We start from the raw sequence: 17,189 nt of genomic DNA, 5'->3' as shown, positions 1-17,189 counted from the left end.
AATGGCAAATGCCTTAGTATTTATGAGTTGTTGCATTACAGAGATTTATTTGTAAAAATATGTTTAAGGGAGCATAGATGAATGAGACTATCGAGAGAACAAATTATTAAAGATTTAAGAACTATCTTGTCGGAGGAACAAATTATTACAGACGAAAAGGTGCTCAAGGATAATAGTGTTGATCGATTTCGTAAATACGAGACCATTCACGGAGTTTACACACAGCCTATTCCTGCTGCAGTGGTAAAGGTGAAAAGTGCACAGGAAATTTCCAATCTTATTACTTACATGGATGAAAACAGAATAAATGCCGTACCAAAGACTGGCGGATCAGCAACTGAAGGGGGACTGGAGACTGCAGTTGAAAATTCTGTTGTCATTGATGGTTCGGAGATGAATGAAATTATAAATATTGATCCGTATAATATGCTTGCTACGGTTCAATGTGGAGTACCTTTAGAAGAATTGGAAAATAGTCTTCGCGAACAAGGGCTTACTACTGGTCATTCACCACAGTCTAAGCCACTGGCACAAATGGGAGGACTCGTGGCAACTCGAAGTATTGGCCAGTTATCTACATTGTATGGCGGCATAGAGGATATGGTGGTTGGGTTGGAAGCTGTATTTCCAAATGGCGAAATTACCAGGATAAAAAATGTTCCAAGACGGGCAGCGGGACCGGATATTCGACATGTTATTATAGGGAATGAAGGTGCTCTCTGTTACATCACGGAAGTAACTGTCAAAGTTTTTAAATACCAACCGGAAAATAATCAATTCTATGGTTATTTACTGGATGACATGAAAACTGGTTTCGAAATACTCCGGGAGGTAATGGTGCGAGGGTATAAGCCATCAGTTGCCAGACTTTATGACATAGAAGATGCAGCCGATCATTTCGATTTCTCCAAAGGTAAATGTGTATTGATCTTTATGGCAGAAGGACCTGAGGCAATTGTTCAGGCTACAGGTGAAGCGATAGAGGAGATCGTGGCTCAATATAACCACTGGGAAAAGGTGGACAGCAATAAGATACAACACTGGTTTGAAAACCTGAATTGGGATCCTGCTAAAGTAGAGGAGGAACGTAAAGAAATAAAGGAAACAAATAACATTGGTTTTACTACTGAGGTATCCGGCACATGGAGCAACATTTATGAAATATATGAAAACTGTATTCAGCGTATCAGGAAGGAAATCCCTGATATAACCATGCTGGGCGGACACTCTTCTCACAGTTACATGAATGGGACAAACATGTACTTCGTTTACTATTACGACGTAGTGAATATAAAGCCGGATGAGGAGATAACCAAGTATCATTATCCTATAAATAAGATCATCGTAGAGGAAACTTTAAAAGCAGGGGGCTCTATGGTACACCATCATGGGGTTGGTAAACACCGGACTCCATGGATTAAGGATGAATATGGCTCTTCCTATTATATTTTGGAAACCCTGAAAAAGGCATTTGATCCAAATGGAATTATGAACAAGGGAACGATTTATCCGGGCGATGAAAGCTGAATAATGATATAGTGTTATTCCCATGCTCTTTAGTTCGCGGAGGAGGTGACTAAATGATTGATTTTTTTAATTATGTTCAGAATGACTGGGACAGTATTTATGCATATACGATAGAACATCTGGAGCTGGTTAGCTTAGCAATTGTCATTGCCATATTCATCGGTGTTCCGCTGGGTATTTATTTGACTACAAATAAATACCTGGCGGAAACAGTATTACAGGTGGCTTCCATTATTTTAACCATACCCAGTATTGCCTTATTTGGGATCATGATTCCTATTCTTTCCATCATTAATCAGGGTATTGGCTTTCTGCCGGCATTAATTGCGCTCGTTCTGTATTCTCAATTGCCGATTATCAGAAATACGTATACAGCCATTCAGAATGTGGATCCCAATATAAGAGATGCTGCAAAAGGGATTGGCATGACCACTTTTCAACGCCTGGTCAGGGTAGAGATACCTAACGGGATGCCTTTGATCATGGCCGGCATTCGTACGGCTACCGTATTAAATATTGGAATTGGAGCGATTGCTGCATTTATTGGTTCCGGTGGACTCGGTGTTCTGATTAACTCGGGGATAAGCCGTGGAAACAGTAATATGGTGCTTGCCGGTGCTGTATTCGTATCACTTTTAGCTTTAATTGCAGATTTTATTTTAAAATTCATTCAAAAAAAGGTCACTTCTCCGGGAGTTAAATAGAGAATGAAAGCAGGTGATAAGTTGTGATCGACTTTAAAAATGTAACAAAGGTTTATGGAGGAGATGTCAAAGCGGTTGATGACATCACTCTGTCAGTGAATGAAGGGGATTTTGTTATCCTTCTCGGTCCCTCCGGCTGTGGTAAAACAACATTGCTTCGCATGGTTAACCAGCTTGAATCAATTACGAGCGGTGAAATCTATGTTAACGGTAAAAATGTAACGGAGATGGATAAAATTAAAATGCGACGGAATATTGGTTATGTCATACAAAGTAATGGCCTATTTCCCAATATGACCATTGAAAAAAACACGATGATTGTGCCTGATCTGCTCGGGTGGGACCGAAAGAAAAAACGGGATCGATTTAACTATTTGATGGATTTAATTGGGTTAAATCCAGATGAGTATCGGAAAAGGTATCCCCATGAACTATCGGGGGGCCAACAGCAGCGTGTTGGTGTGGCGCGAGCCATGGCTTCTGACCCGCCGGTTATGCTGATGGACGAGCCATTCGGTGCGCTGGACCCTATAATTAGAGAAAAAGTGCAGGATGAATTTTTGGCAATTCAAAAAGAAGTAAGGAAAACAATCCTTTTTGTTAGTCATGATATTGATGAGGCAGTCAAAATGGGCGATAAAATTGCTCTGCTTAGAAACGGAGAGATTATGCAATTTGATTCTCCGACAGAAATGCTGCACCGGCCTAAAAATGATTTTGTTTCGGAGTTCATCGGAAAAGACCGAGTACTTAGAAGCATGTCATTGTATACGGTAAATGATCTTGTGAAAAGCTTGGGACTCAAAAGCAAAGAAGTTGATGTAAAGGATACGAAGAAAATTACGATTGATACATCCCTGCGCATTGCACTTTCCATGCTTCTAAACAAGGAAGCTGACCAATTGCTGATAACAGATGATCAGGGTGAAGCCCACGGCAGTCTGACATTTGAACTGATTGAGTCATTTATTAATCAGGAAGTAAAGGGGCTTAGCCTGTAGATATGAATTCAAAGAAGATTATTGCGTATATTGTACGGATTACTCTGTGGGCACTGGTTATTGTTTTTTTCTGGTGGGCAATCAGCGAGAATATGTTTGATAAAATATTAAATGAACCGGATACATTTAGAGGACTGCTGATGGCACATATTCAACTCACTGCCATTTCAGCAGGATTGGCGATATTGACTTCTGTTCCTCTAGGTATTTTTATAACGAGGCCGCGTTTTCGTAAATCAGAATGGCTGATTGTCAATATTGCAAATCTGGGACAAACCATTCCAAGCTTAGCTATATTGGCGCTTGCAATGAGTTTCTTGGGAATAGGAATGCCGACTGCAATTGTAGCGCTATATGTATACTCTTTGCTGCCGGTTTTACAAAACACTATTGCAGGATTGGATTCAGTTCAGCCTGAAATGAAGGATGCTGCCAAGGGAATGGGTATGACGCCATTGCAAATATTGTTTCGAATTGAATTGCCCAACGCATCATCATCCATTCTTGCTGGCATAAGAACTGCAGTTGTACTAAATATTGGAACTGCTGCACTTGCCTATTTAATTGGAGGCGGCGGTTTGGGTGTCTGGATTTTCACGGGTATTCAGTTATATGACAACCAGACATTAATTTCTGGTGCTATACCGGTAACGTTGCTTGCTGTGTTAGTAGACTTTATCTTCCGGGGGCTTCAGTATGTGTTGGTGCCAAAGGGAAACAGGCTGGCAACAAAAGCAGTTACGGATTAAAAAAATTTAAGGAGAGAATTACTGGGATGAAGAAAAGAATTCAAGTTTTATTGACATTACTATTGATGGCTGCATTTTTAGCAGCATGTGGAGATTCTGATGGAGATGGGGAAAATAAAGAAATTACTTTTGGTGCAAAAAACTTTACAGAGCAATTTTTACTGGCTCAAATGGGAACCATTATTCTTGAGGAAAATGGGTATGATGTGGAGGAACGCAGTAACCTTGGAAGTACTGCTTTGAGACAGGCGCTTGAAAATGAGCAGGTGGATATTACATTTGATTATTCAGGAACAGGACTTGTTACGTATATGGGGGAAGATCCAATTGCAGACAAAGAGGAAGCCTTTGAAACGGTAAACGAATTGGATCAGGAAAGAAATGGAATTTATTGGACGAACCTTATGGAGGTAAATAACACATATACGATTGCAATGAAACAGGAAGTGGCAGATGAACTCGGGATTGTAAGCATTGCTGACTTGGCAGATTACGTAAACGAGAACCCGGGAGAATTACGCTTTGGTACAGATGCTGAATTTGGTAACCGTGCTGATGGGCTTCCGGGGCTGGAAGAAACATATGACTTTGCATTTGGCAGTGATAATATATCTGAAATGAGTTATGGTTTACAGTATGACGCTTTGGAGAATGATGAAGTAGACGTCGCTATGGGGTTTGAAACAGATAGTCGTATCAGGGAATTAAACCTTGTTAACCTTGAAGACTCGGAAGAATTTTTCCCTTCTTATAATGCGGCACTTGCCATGACGGAAGACACATATGAAAACCACCCGGAAATCCAGGAACTTCTACAACCTCTGACAGAGGAATTGGATAGTGAGATTATGCGTGAATTGAATTATCAGGTAGACATAGAAGAGAGATCTGTAAATGATGTAGCGAGAGAATACTTGGAAGAGAATGGATTATTGGAGTAAGGCTTATTTAATAAAAGATAGAGCAAACAGAATTTGTTTGCTCTATCTTTTATTTTCTTTTGGTCAGAATATTGTAATTTATGATACACTTGATGGGAGTTTGAGTTAGTTATTTCTGTTAAAGGAATTTATTGTTTGAATTCAATAAGTTTACACATGATTATTTGTTGTTCATTAGCAATAGCCATCTTGATGGTGGAAATGTTTGGATAGCAACCTTTTTCAAACAAAGGGGGATAATAAAGTCTTGGGAAATCGAAAAATAGCAGTTAATCTGGATCTGAAAGAAAGCTACCTGAAAACAATTAAAGAAGCAGCACCGGGATTTGATGTAGTTTCAGGTAATGACCTGGATGAATTACAGCCACACCTGGAAGAAGCAGAAATTATTGTTCGCTGGAGAAAGCCGATGGAGAAAATGGTAATAAAGCATAATAAAAATCTCCGGTGGATACAGAATTGGAGCGCCGGCGTAAATAATCTGCCATTGGAAGAGTTTGAGAGAAAAGGTGTGATCATTACAAGTGCCAATGGCGTTCATGCCTACCCGATTTCCGAAACTATTTTCAGTCACATCCTTGGTTTGACCAGAAAGCTGAATACATATATTCGTCAACAACAGGAAAAGAAATGGGACAGTGCTGGGCTTAAACTGGAAATTCATGAAAAAACAATCGGCATTATTGGAGTGGGGGCCATTGGCCGTGAAACTGCAAAAATTGCAAAGGCATTTAACATGAAAGTGCTTGGCATGAGGTATTCTGGAGAAATGACGGACAATGTGGACAGGATGTATACGCCGAATCAGCTTGATCAATTCTTGCCACAATGCGATTATGTCGTGATTACGCTGCCGCTTACGAAGGAGACATCCGGCATGTTTTCCAAAGATCAGTTTCGGAAAATGAAGGATACTGCATTTATGATCAATATTGGCCGCGGTCCCATTATAAAGGAAGATGATTTGATCCGGGCACTGCAAAATAACGAGATTGCCGGCGCGGGACTGGATGTTTTTGCAACAGAGCCGTTGCCGGAAGAAAGCCCGCTTTGGGAGATGGAAAATGTCATTGTGACTCCCCATACGGCAGGGGCAACAGAGCATTATACGAAAAGGGTGGTAGAGGATATTTTCCTTCCGAATTTAAAGAAATACGTACAGGGTGATGCGCCTGATATGAATGTGGTGAACTATTCCCGGGGGTACTGACATTTTTGCATATCAAAGAAGTTGACATAATGAATTTGCAGGTTATGGAAGTTGTCGAATGGGTGAATTATTATTTGAATCTGACAGAGATGTGTAGCGTCAACCTTGGGGAGTATCTTAGCATAATTGCTAACAGGGGATGAATCCATGTTTAGTTACTATAGCAGTCTTTCTTCAGAAGTATACGATATTGATAAATATATTGGCCGTTCATTTGGAGAGGTCGAGTTTTACAGCGAAAGATTGAACTCCTGCACGGGACCTATTCTGGAACCGGGAGTTGGAACAGGAAGAATTCTTATTCCACTTCTCGAAAAAGGATTAAAAGTCGATGGATTCGATGTATCTGATGAAATGCTAAAAATATGCCATAGAAATTGTAAAAAAAGAGGGTTGAATCCAAGGTTATTTAAAGGTCAAATGGAGTTGTTTTCCTCCGATGTAAATTATGAATCTATCATCGTACCAACGGGAACATTCCTGCTTTTGCATAGGAGAGAGGATTCCATCAAGGCATTAAAAAACTTCCATCATCATCTTTCGGATAGCGGGAGATTAATTTTGGATATCTATTTACCGACCGATTTATCAATGGACAAAATATCAACCAGAGCATGGGAACCGAGAAGAGGGGAAATGATTACCTTGGAAAGTAAAATAGTGGAAGTAGACTATATCAACCAGTACACCATATCCCATCATCGCTATGAGAGATGGGAAAATGGCAACCTGGTGCAGACGGAATTGGAACATTTTCCACTGCGCTGGTATGGAGTGGAGGAGTTTAAGCTAATACTGGAACAGTTGGGGTTTCAGGATATTGTCAATTCCGCGGATTATAAGTATGGGGAATATCCGACAGAAGGCAGTCAGATGATTACATTTGAGGCTGTTGTTCATAAGGGATAAGGTTTTATTGTATGCAGAAATAAATCAAAGCTATTAAAAGAATTTCGGTGGGGTTCTTTTTTTAAATCAGGATTAGTTGTCCATCTATGCTGTGTAACAAAAATTGTATAATGATTTATTTTTTCTAACCGGTATGTGTTGGTCGGCTCCCTGCATGTGAATTACCGATTCTGTCCGTTAAGGGTGTAAGAAAAGACAGCTTCTTCCTGTGTTATAATGGGATAATAAGTATTTAGATGGAGGAGATTTTACATGAGTCTTCCCGAGGAAAAGAAAGTAAGTGTCGATACTTTTTATCAAATGAGAGAAGAGACAGAACAATTATTGGAATATGTGGATGGCCTTGTTTTCATGTCCCCCTCACCTTCTACAATACAACAACAGGTCTCTGCCAGGCTTCAGGCAAAGTTGTTTAACTTTCTGGATGGAAGAAATTGTGAAGTCTTCAGTGCGCCTTACTATATTCATTTGCATAGAGATGATCTGGAAGATACGAATATATTTATTCCGGATTTATCTGTTATTTGTGACCTGGAAGGCCTGGAGGAAAATAAGTTTGTCGGTGTACCCGAAATAATTATTGAAATCCTTAGCCCATCTAACCAAAGTCATGATCTGATTACAAAGATGGAAGCGTATATGAAATACGGTGTAAAAGAATATTGGGTGGTCAACCCAATGCTTCGCGCGATTCAGCTTTATGTTTTAACAGGTGAGCAAGTTTACGAGCAAGCAGCTGTATTAAAGGATGAAGGAGTTATTACATCTTCCGTGTTGAAAGACTTTCAAGTGGGTTTAGGAGAGATTTTTCCATGATCACTGTTCACAGTTTGGGTGATATTTTTGTCACATAAATTTAATGCACACCAAGGCTATTCATACATGTTCAAAGAGAATCAACTCTCATTGGGGTTGTTTTTTCCTATGGAATCCTATGAGGGAAGTATTCCGGAAATGAATGTAAAGGAGCAGGTGAAACTTGCAAAGCAGGCGGAGAAAGCGGGTTTTGCTTCTTTATTTGTCAGGGATGTGCCGCTCCTTGACACGGAATTTGGCGATGCAGGTCAGATTCATGATCCGTGGGTGTTTCTTGGTTATATAGCCGCTCATACAGAAAGAATTGGTTTAGGAACGGGGAGTATTGTTACACCGCTGCGACATCCATTGCATGTGGCCAAAGCGGCAGCTTCTCTGGATCGGATTTCCGGCAATAGGCTGATACTCGGTCTTGCTGTAGGTGACCGTCCGATTGAGTTTTCCGCTTTTTCCGCAGATAGAGCAAAGCGTTCGCAGTTATTTCAGGAGTCATTGCATGTGATAAGACGAACGTGGAAGGAGTCGTTTCCGGAAATCAGCTCCACAACCACGAATTTGAAAGGTGCTGATTTACTTCCCAAGCCTGAAATGAGAGACATCCCGGTGCTTGTTACAGGAAATGCATCCCAGACACCTGCCTGGATTGCGCAATATGGGGATGGCTGGTTCTTTTATCAGAGAAATATGGACCTGCAGGAACTTCGGATAAAAGAGTGGCGTTCATTCACAAAGGAATTTAAACCGTTTGCCCAGTCCCTGTCTCTGGATCTGTCAGAAAATCCAAATGAAGAGCCAACATTTATACAGCTGGGATTCCGGAGCGGTCGTAATTATTTGATTTCCTACTTAGAAAACTTAAAGGAAATAGGTGTAAACCATGTGGCATTCAATTTTAAAGCAGCAAAACGCCCGGTGGATGAGATGATTCAGGAGCTGGGGGAGGAAGTAGTCCCGCATCATCCTCCATTATCAAGCGTATAATATTCTGGGGGAAAGAAGGTGAGCAGTTATGCCAACTTGTCAAAATTGTCATGAAAAGTGGAGCTGGAAGCAAACGTTTAAAAAGTCCTTTACCTTGGACACGGCAATACCATGTCCTTTTTGTGGGGAAAAACAATACCTGACTTCGAGAGCGAGAAAGCGGAGTGCTTTGCCGGCGGTTATCATTCCATTTATCATTTTTATCCCGTCTTTTTTCGGTGTATCATTTGCTGCCATGATAAGTATTTTCGTAAGTGTGGTGATAGGATTTACTATTTTTTATCCACTTGTCATCGAATTATCCAATGAGGAAGAGGCTTTGTGGTAAGCTGCTATATAGACCAGAGTTTGCATAGAAATATAGTATTATTGATCTAATGGGTGGAATACATTTACCAAATGTATTCCAAATTATACTGAAAGCAATAAAATTATGTACAAGTTGGAGTTGGTATTAATAGCAATAGGATTATTTCTGTTGGGTTATGGGTTGCAGAAAAAATCCCAATTATTAATTCTTTTGTGTGGGATGGTTTTCTTGGCTCCAACATTTTACTTCATTGGCTGGATTCTGATTTTACCTTTGGTGCCACCAATTGCGCTGGCTATTTCATACATCGGAAAGAGAAAGGTGACCCCAGCTTAAACATGATGGTGAAGAAAGAAATAATCTATAAGAAAACAGCTTGATGAAAAACCCGCTATTCATTAATTCGCTTAATGAATAGCGGGTTTTTGTTTGATCTTCCTTTTTTAATCCACTTTTTCAGGCTCCGGATACTCATATCCCTTTGTATCCACGGTTACTTCCTGCATCCGCTGATCTTCGAGCGGCTTGTCCATGTCGTCCCGCTCTGCCGACACAATTTCATCCGCCACTTCCATGCCGTCAGTCACTTCCCCAAATGCGGCGTAATCGCCATCAAGATGCGGAGATAGTTCCGTCATAATGAAAAATTGGGAGCCGGCGGAGTCAGGGTCCTGCGATCTCGCCATCGAAAGAATACCCCGGTCATGCTCTAAATTATTTTCAAAGCCATTGGAACTGAATTCGCCCGGAATGCCGTAGCCTGGATTACCGGTGCCATCACCCTCCGGATCTCCACCTTGGATCATGAAACCGGGAATGACCCGGTGAAAAATCAATCCGTCATAAAACCCGTCTTCCACAAGGGATACAAAATTGGCTACCGTATTCGGTGCAATTTCCGGATAAAGCTCCGCTGTGATTTCCTCACCATTTTCCATCGTGATGGTCACCACCGGGTTTTCCTCCACATCTTCCGGGTAATCGGATGATTCGTTTGTTTCTTCCGGCTGTTCTGCCGTTTCATCTGTCTGCTCCTCATCCTGTCCGCAGGCAGCCAACAGGATTAAAAGGGTCACTGAAATAAATAATATGACTTTATATCTTGTTCGCACGTTTTCTCTCTCCTTACTTTTCTAAAAAATAGAACCGCATCCAGTATAGCATGTTCCATTATTGAGGAAAACGGGAAAAAGGTCTCTTTCTTTACGCAAAATGTCCGCCAATCTTCTTACTTCGTTCAAGGGTAATTCCGGCATTGGTATAGCTCGTTGCCCGTAAAATAGCTGTGGAGCCATGCTTGGCACGGATAGCATCCATGACATAGCCGATATCCGTTTTTTTGGAGCGGTCTTCAAACAGACTCAGCTGGGTTTCCCCTTTTTCAAACAGATTGTCCAGAGTGACATAGACGCGGCGAATATTGCTTGTTCCATCATAAAATTTATGAAATAGCTGCATGCACACTTCATACATATCCATCGTGACATTTGTTGGGATGGAAATGGAACGGGAACGGGAAAAGCCGCCGCCGGTTTCTTTACCGTAGCCGATGCCGAGATGAACGGTTTTACCGACCTGGTTGGCAGTTCTGGCTCTGCGGCACACTTCCTCACAAAGATCGAGAATACAAACGGACACCTCTTCTTTTGTATAGTCGCGGAGCAATGATATGCCGTGACCAAAGCCTTTTTGTTCCGTTTTGGTAAAGTCGCCGTAGACAGGGCTTAAGTCAATGCCCCATGCGTGCCAATACAGCTGCTCTCCCATCACACCAAAGCGTTTTTTCAGTTGCTTCAGGCTGAATCCTGCCAGCTGTCCGAGTGTAACAATCCCCATCCGGTTCAGATTTCTTTTCATTCTGCCGCCGATTCCCCAAATATCTTCCACGGGAAAAGGCCAGAGCTTTTCTTTCACGTCTTCATATTTGCATTCGGCAATCCCTTCTTTTTTTGCGTGCAGATCCATGACGACCTTCGCCAGAAATTTATTATCCCCGATCCCAATCGATGACGTGATCCCAAAGCTGTCAAGAATATCGTTTTTTATTTTTCGGGCAACTTCCCGGCGGTTCCCGAATAATTTTTCCAGTCCGTTAACCGTGACCCACACTTCATCCACGGAATACTGATGGATGGCTTCTTTCGGCACATATTGATTAATCAGTCTGGTTATTTCCACAGACACCTTTAAATAGTCGGCCATATGTGCCGGGACAATGTGAATGTCTGGATCATCCGGCAACTCAAAAAAACGGCTTACATTGCTGATGCCATGTTTTCTTTTTAATTCCGGGGAGGCAGCCAGCACAATACTGCCTGACCTGTTCGGGTCCCCCACTACCGCCAGCATGATTTTCATCGGATCCAGCCCTAATTTGACCGCTTCCACACTTGCATAAAAAGATCGCATATCAATACAAAGTACATCATTTCGCGGATAAGCGGAATAATCCATGAATGTCACCACCTTAAAAGAACGTGTGTTCTTATTATATACAGGAAAATAACATTTTAGCAATGGAAATAAATACAACTTTTGAATAATGGAATTTTCGGAAATAAATTATTTGCTTGTAAGTTAAAAATAAGTATATTATCATTTATTGTAATTGTTATACAACTTAATGAAGGAAGGGAAAAGATGTACATCTTTTCCTATAACACCATTGGAGAGAAAGCGAAGGGATGTGAAGATCGGAAATACAGAAGAGTCGGGTCGACTGATCTTCATAAAGTCGATGAAGATCAGAAATGCATAATAGTCGGGGCCGACTGATCTTCATAAAGTCGATGAGGATCAAAATCACATAATAGTCGGGGCCGCCTGATCTTCATAAAGTCGATGAGGATCAAAATTACATAATAGTCGAGGCCGACTGATCTTCATAAAGTCGATGAAGATCAGAAATGCATAATAGTCGGGGCCGACTGATCTTCATAAGCGCGATGAAGATCAAAAATGCATAATAGTCGGGGCCGCCTGATCTTCATAAAGTCGATGAAGGTCAAAAATGCACAAAAGTCGCTAAAACCGATTTTCATAAAATAGTGGAGCCCCAATACGGAGCACGGACAGCAATGAAACTTACCAAATTTAAAGGGGGAGTGGGGAAATGTTACAACATATAAAAGTGCTTGATTTTTCCAAGCTGCTTCCCGGTCCATATGCCACGATGATGCTGGCGGATCTCGGAGCGGAAGTTTTACGGGTGGAATCCCCGAGTCTTCCCGATTTGATCAGGGAGATGGAGCCGATGGACGGGGAATCATCCGCGGCCCATCAGCATTTAAACCGTTCGAAAAAATCAATTACCCTGGATTTAAAAAAGAAAGAAGCAACAGATATAGTAAAAGAACTTATTCAGGAATATGATGTGGTGCTGGAACAGTTCCGGCCCGGGGTGATGGAGCGGCTCGGTTTGGATTATGAAACACTAAAGCAGGTGAATCCGAACCTCATTTATTGTTCTCTTTCCGGCTATGGGCAAACCGGGCCATACCGGGAGCGCCCCGGCCACGATAATAATTATCTCTCCATTGCCGGGATTAACGGCTATTCCGGGCGAAAAAAGGAAAGGCCAGTTCCCATGGGCATTCAGATCGCTGATTTGGCAGGTGGTTCTTTGCATAGTGTAATTGCAATTCTGACAGCAGTGACCCACCGGCAGCAGACAGGAGAAGGCCAATACATTGACCTGAGCATGACGGATGCAGCTTTTGCGCTCAATGCCATGTTTGGTCCCGGCTACATAACAAAAGGCGTCCAGCCGAAAGCGGAGGAGACCATGTTAAACGGTGAAACCCACTACGATTACTATGAAACAAAGGATGGGCGGTATTTTTCCGTAGGCAGTCTGGAACCCCGTTTTCGTCTCAACTTATGTGAAGCAATGGATTTGGAACATATGAAAGATGTAGCTTTAACCGAGAGACAAGAGGATATTGTACAATTTAAAGCGGCCATCAAAGAAGCCTTCCTCACAAAAAACTATGACACATGGACGGAAATTTTTCAGGAAATAGATGCCTGTGTGGAACCGGTGCTCAGCTTTTCAGAGGCGGTGAATCATCCGCAGATTCAGGCCCGGAATATGATCACAGAGGTTCCAAAACCGGACGGAAGCATGCAGCGTCAAATCAGCTCTCCATTAAAGTTTTCGAACTATGAGCAGGAATATAAGCATGTTGGGGCAAAACGCGGGGAGCACACTATGGAAGTGTTGCAAGACCTTGGTTTGAAAGAGGACAAAATAAATGAATTAGTTAATCGGGATGTTTTTGGACAAATAGAAAGGAAGTGAATACAGCTTGCTGGAGAAATACGGGCTGAAACAAATTAGACTAAATCTTCCATTTCGTTTAAACCATGTTAATTGCTTTATGGCTGAAGGTGAAAATGGCTGGAAGATCATTGATACCGGTCTGCATAATCAGGAAACGATGGACCGGTGGGAGGAAGAATTAGAGGGGAAAAAGGTAACAGATATTATTCTGACTCATTATCATCCTGACCATTACGGATATGCAGGTGCATTGCAGCAAAAGACCGGCGCTGATGTATGGATGTCGGAAATAGACGAAAAGAATGGAAAGCGATCCTGGGAACCAGAATCAATAGAAGGGTTGGAGCAAAACTACCGGCAGGCAGGCATTCCGGAGGGTATTGCCAGCGATATGAAAAATAATACAAAGGAGTTTGTTCCCCGGGTCACACCATACCCGACGGTGAACCATCATCTCCGTGAAAAAGAGACCATAATACTCGGAGACAATGTGTACGAAATTATTTCTGCACCAGGTCATTCGGACGGAATGGTCGTTTTTTACAATAAAGATAATAACCTGCTGCTCTCGGCAGATCAGATTTTACCTAAAATAACTCCGAATATTTCCTATTGGTTTCACGGTGATCCAAACCCGCTTCAATCCTATCTGGAATCGCTGGACAGGTTGAGTGAACTTGATGCCGAGGTTGTCGTGCCTTCACACGGCAAGCCCTTTTACGGTGCGAATGACCGGATCAGGGAAATACAGGCGCATCATGATGACAGGTTGAATGTAACGCTGGAATCTGTAAGTGAAGGGGGAACTGTTTACGATGTTTGTCAAAAACTGTTTCCCAAAACATTGACCGTACATGAGACACGCTTTGCCATCGGGGAAACACTGGCCCATTTGGAGTATTTACGCTACAAAGGGGAATGTGAGCGGAGGAAGAGTGAAAAGGGCTACTTATATTACAGATAATGGGTAAAAACTGGATGGACATTCAGGATCCTTATGGGAATGAGAAAGTGGTTTGTGGATATACTGAAAAAGGTCTGATGCAAGGAGGTATGTCCTATTTCTCAACAAATCCATCCTCCCCTTTTTCTGCTCCTTTTCAGCGTTATCCTGCTCATTGCATTTCCACCGCAGCTTACTGAAGCAAACAAAACAGGGGAGAGAGACTTAATGAAAAATCAATTGGATAAGTTTATTCATAACGAGTCTTTATTACTGGGAGCGTTAATTGGTGTAAGTGTTAAAGATGCAGAAACAAACGAGCAACTGTATGACCATTTTGGGGATACCCGGTTGCACCCCGCTTCAAATATGAAGCTTTTAACAGCTGCGGCGGCCCTGGATGTATTAGGAGAAGGACATTCCTTTCAAACAGAGGTTCATACTGACGGTAAAAGAGAGGGGAATACCCTGCAAGGAAATCTTTATCTTGTTGGAAAAGGGGATCCTACTCTATTGCCGGAGGATTTTGACACTTTTGCTGAAAAGTTGAAAATCCAGGGAATATCTGAAATTGAAGGAACCCTTATTGGGGATGACACCTGGTATGATAAAGTTCGACTGTCGACAGACATGATTTGGACGGATGAGCAGTATCATTACGGCTCCCAGATATCCGCATTGACGGCTTCAGCAGATCATGACTATGATGCGGGATCAGTCATCATAAAAATAGAACCGACTGCAGAAGGAGAATCCCCCAACCTAAAAGTTTTACCTGAAACAACATATGTAAATGTGGAAAATAAGGCATTGACGAGTGCAGCTGCCGGTGATGAGGACTATACTGTTTCACGAACGCATGGCGGCAATACCATAACAGTGGAAGGAACGGTTCCACTCGAACCTGATGAGGATATAGAGGAACGTATGAGTGTATGGGAACCGAGCGGCCTTGCCATGGACCTTTTTCAGCAGGCATTAAAAAAGCAGGGAATAGACGTTCATGGAGAGATAGGGCTATCTAAAGCACCAGAACAAACTGAAGTGCTTTTGAGTCACTCCTCCGAATCACTGGAAAAAATGCTCATACCCTTTATGAAACTAAGCAATAATAGCATTGGCGAAGTACTGGTGAAAGAAATGGGCAAGCAGGTATATGATGAAGGAAGCTGGGAAAAAGGTCTGGAAGTATTGGAAGAGGTACTCCCTAAATTTGGAATAAATATGGATACCATCTCACTGAAAGATGGTTCAGGTATTTCACATAATAATCTTATCCCGGCCAATGAAATCTCCAACCTTTTGCATGCTGCTCAACATGAAAATTGGTTCAGTGTGTTTCTCAATACGCTTCCACACGCCGGAAAGAGTGAACGCATGATTGGTGGTACACTGCGTGAGCGGATGCATGGTTTAAACGTGCAGGCCAAAACAGGGACAATAAACGGGGTGACCACCTTATCCGGTTACATGCAAGCAAACAGCGGCCGGAAATTAATTTTTTCCGTTATGATTAATAATATGCTGGATGATTTGGAGGATGAAGGAAAGGAACTGGAAGACAGGATAATAGAGATTATAACAAATCATGGGTAATTAAAATAGGGGCTTTTTTGGTCGTTTGTCGGCTGGAAAAGTCTTTTTTGTTGTAGTAAAATTTTAATATTTTTTAAAGGATCTTCAGGGTAATGGGGAAGATCGTTTCGATAAGTATATAAAATATACCAAGCAAATATTCCTGGATTTTCAGGATTAGCTATTGACATGTTCTTTATAAAGAACTAAACTATGAAGTAAGATACTCTTATAAAGGTTACCTTTCCAAAGTGTTGTTCTTGATATAGAATGAACTGGGCTTAACCACGAAGTTGAGGAGGACCACCAGATTACATACGTTAGTATAGCCGGCGGTCTGATTTCAGTTACAGATTAATGATAAACCGATTGATGCTTTTAACAGGAATGTAACCATTTAAAAGAGGTGCAAAAGGCAAAAGTTCTATTTGTGAAACAGTAAACAAAAAGGAAATCTAAGATTAGGAAAACAAGAGGTATAAATAATGATAGGAAAAAATATTAAAAAGTTGCGGGAGGAAAAGGGACTTTCCCTGTCGGAATGTGCACAACGGGCAAACATTTCCAAATCTTATTTTAGCAATATCGAAAGAAATTTAAACCAGAATCCATCTATCCATGTTCTGGAAAAAATTGCTGCTGTCCTGGAAGTTGATATTAACATGTTGGTTGGAACGGAATCCGACAATCAAAAACATTCCGATCAGGAGTGGATTGATTTTATCAATGAATTAAAAAAGTCGGGAGTAGAAAAAGATCAGCTGCAGGAGTTAAAAAAGGTTATCGAATTTGCAAAGTGGCAAAACGAACAAAAACAGAAAAATTCACGGTAATGCTTTTTGTATGAAAGCCATAAAGTAGGCATCCGCTCCAGAAAGAAGCGAATGCCTGACCACAGTTTCAATTAGCTCATGCCAAATGGTCCAAGCTGTTGGGATTGCTGTTGTTGCCCTCCGGCATTATTGTTGTTGTTCATCTGGGATTGCTGCTGGCCCCCGCCATTATTTCCATTCATCTGGGAGACCAGTGGGATCATTTGTTGCATGGTTTGTCCTAAGTTTTGGTTGTTACTCGTCATTGAATAAAACGTAGCTGCTCCAACACCTACTGATGCAATCAGCGGTATCCATACACCATTTTTTTGCATACAAAGCCATCCTTTCATGATCCAAATTATTTAGCTCGGACAGTAATAGCTTGCTGCAAAAACAGTGAATCATGTCAGGTATCATCTGCCAGTG

At 41.6% G+C, this 17,189-nt stretch carries 17 protein-coding genes; 14 read left to right on the top strand and 3 right to left on the bottom strand.

The window, feature by feature from the left end; all coding sequences use genetic code 11:
- The first annotated feature begins 81 nt into the window (after positions 1 to 81).
- The 10 genes from ACZ42C_RS07295 (at position 82) to ACZ42C_RS07250 (ending at position 9,166) form a co-directional block, all read left to right on the top strand.
- Positions 82 to 1,527 (top strand): FAD-binding oxidoreductase, encoded by a 1,446-nt coding sequence (locus tag ACZ42C_RS07295; RefSeq protein WP_461180757.1) that lies wholly within the window; start codon positions 82 to 84, stop codon positions 1,525 to 1,527.
- 53 nt (positions 1,528 to 1,580) lie between these two features.
- Positions 1,581 to 2,231: an ABC transporter permease gene (locus ACZ42C_RS07290; protein WP_461180756.1), complete on the top strand. Its 651-nt coding sequence runs from the start codon at positions 1,581 to 1,583 to the stop codon at positions 2,229 to 2,231.
- A 23-nt stretch (positions 2,232 to 2,254) separates the two neighbouring features.
- Positions 2,255 to 3,232: an ABC transporter ATP-binding protein gene (locus ACZ42C_RS07285; protein ID WP_461180755.1), complete on the top strand. Its 978-nt coding sequence runs from the start codon at positions 2,255 to 2,257 to the stop codon at positions 3,230 to 3,232.
- 2 nt (positions 3,233 to 3,234) lie between these two features.
- Positions 3,235 to 3,981 (top strand): ABC transporter permease, encoded by a 747-nt coding sequence (locus ACZ42C_RS07280; RefSeq protein WP_461180754.1) that lies wholly within the window; start codon positions 3,235 to 3,237, stop codon positions 3,979 to 3,981.
- A gap of 26 nt (positions 3,982 to 4,007) precedes the next feature.
- Positions 4,008 to 4,922 (top strand): ABC transporter substrate-binding protein, encoded by a 915-nt coding sequence (locus tag ACZ42C_RS07275; protein ID WP_461180753.1) that lies wholly within the window; start codon positions 4,008 to 4,010, stop codon positions 4,920 to 4,922.
- Between the two features lie 247 nt (positions 4,923 to 5,169).
- Positions 5,170 to 6,132 (top strand): D-2-hydroxyacid dehydrogenase, encoded by a 963-nt coding sequence (locus ACZ42C_RS07270; protein ID WP_461180752.1) that lies wholly within the window; start codon positions 5,170 to 5,172, stop codon positions 6,130 to 6,132.
- 147 nt (positions 6,133 to 6,279) lie between these two features.
- Positions 6,280 to 7,041, top strand: coding sequence for a class I SAM-dependent methyltransferase (locus ACZ42C_RS07265; protein ID WP_461180751.1), 762 nt, complete (start codon positions 6,280 to 6,282; stop codon positions 7,039 to 7,041).
- Positions 7,042 to 7,293: 252 nt separating this feature from the next.
- Positions 7,294 to 7,857 carry a Uma2 family endonuclease gene (locus tag ACZ42C_RS07260; RefSeq protein WP_461180750.1) on the top strand — a complete coding sequence of 188 codons (564 nt, stop codon included), beginning with the start codon at positions 7,294 to 7,296 and terminating at the stop codon, positions 7,855 to 7,857.
- A 66-nt stretch (positions 7,858 to 7,923) separates the two neighbouring features.
- Complete coding sequence (locus tag ACZ42C_RS07255; RefSeq protein ID WP_461180796.1) at positions 7,924 to 8,838, top strand: LLM class oxidoreductase; 915 nt, start codon at positions 7,924 to 7,926, stop codon at positions 8,836 to 8,838.
- A gap of 28 nt (positions 8,839 to 8,866) precedes the next feature.
- Complete coding sequence (locus ACZ42C_RS07250; protein WP_461180749.1) at positions 8,867 to 9,166, top strand: TIGR04104 family putative zinc finger protein; 300 nt, start codon at positions 8,867 to 8,869, stop codon at positions 9,164 to 9,166.
- 425 nt (positions 9,167 to 9,591) lie between these two features.
- Here the strand turns inward: ACZ42C_RS07250 and ACZ42C_RS07245 are convergent, their stop codons facing one another.
- Positions 9,592 to 10,260: a peptidylprolyl isomerase gene (locus ACZ42C_RS07245; protein ID WP_461180748.1), complete on the bottom strand. Its 669-nt coding sequence runs from the start codon at positions 10,258 to 10,260 to the stop codon at positions 9,592 to 9,594.
- Positions 10,261 to 10,351: 91 nt separating this feature from the next.
- A complete protein-coding gene (locus ACZ42C_RS07240) occupies positions 10,352 to 11,602 on the bottom strand; it encodes a DNA polymerase IV (protein ID WP_461180747.1) in 1,251 nt (416 codons plus the stop codon).
- A 658-nt stretch (positions 11,603 to 12,260) separates the two neighbouring features.
- Here ACZ42C_RS07240 and ACZ42C_RS07235 point away from each other — a divergent pair.
- From ACZ42C_RS07235 to ACZ42C_RS07220, 4 genes are all read left to right on the top strand, one after another.
- Positions 12,261 to 13,448: a CaiB/BaiF CoA transferase family protein gene (locus tag ACZ42C_RS07235; protein WP_461180746.1), complete on the top strand. Its 1,188-nt coding sequence runs from the start codon at positions 12,261 to 12,263 to the stop codon at positions 13,446 to 13,448.
- A gap of 7 nt (positions 13,449 to 13,455) precedes the next feature.
- Complete coding sequence (locus ACZ42C_RS07230) at positions 13,456 to 14,394, top strand: MBL fold metallo-hydrolase (RefSeq protein WP_461180745.1); 939 nt, start codon at positions 13,456 to 13,458, stop codon at positions 14,392 to 14,394.
- A gap of 207 nt (positions 14,395 to 14,601) precedes the next feature.
- The gene (gene dacB, locus ACZ42C_RS07225) at positions 14,602 to 15,969 is read left to right on the top strand and encodes a D-alanyl-D-alanine carboxypeptidase/D-alanyl-D-alanine endopeptidase (RefSeq protein ID WP_461180744.1); all 1,368 of its coding nucleotides are present in this window, start codon (positions 14,602 to 14,604) and stop codon (positions 15,967 to 15,969) included.
- A gap of 464 nt (positions 15,970 to 16,433) precedes the next feature.
- Positions 16,434 to 16,781, top strand: a complete 348-nt coding sequence (locus ACZ42C_RS07220; protein ID WP_461180743.1) for a helix-turn-helix domain-containing protein — start codon at positions 16,434 to 16,436, stop codon at positions 16,779 to 16,781.
- A 71-nt stretch (positions 16,782 to 16,852) separates the two neighbouring features.
- Here the strand turns inward: ACZ42C_RS07220 and ACZ42C_RS07215 are convergent, their stop codons facing one another.
- Complete coding sequence (locus tag ACZ42C_RS07215) at positions 16,853 to 17,095, bottom strand: hypothetical protein (protein WP_461180742.1); 243 nt, start codon at positions 17,093 to 17,095, stop codon at positions 16,853 to 16,855.
- Positions 17,096 to 17,189: the final 94 nt, after the last annotated feature.

This window comes from Virgibacillus kimchii (genome assembly GCF_055379185.1).
This window is presented reverse-complemented; position numbering and strand designations above follow the sequence as displayed.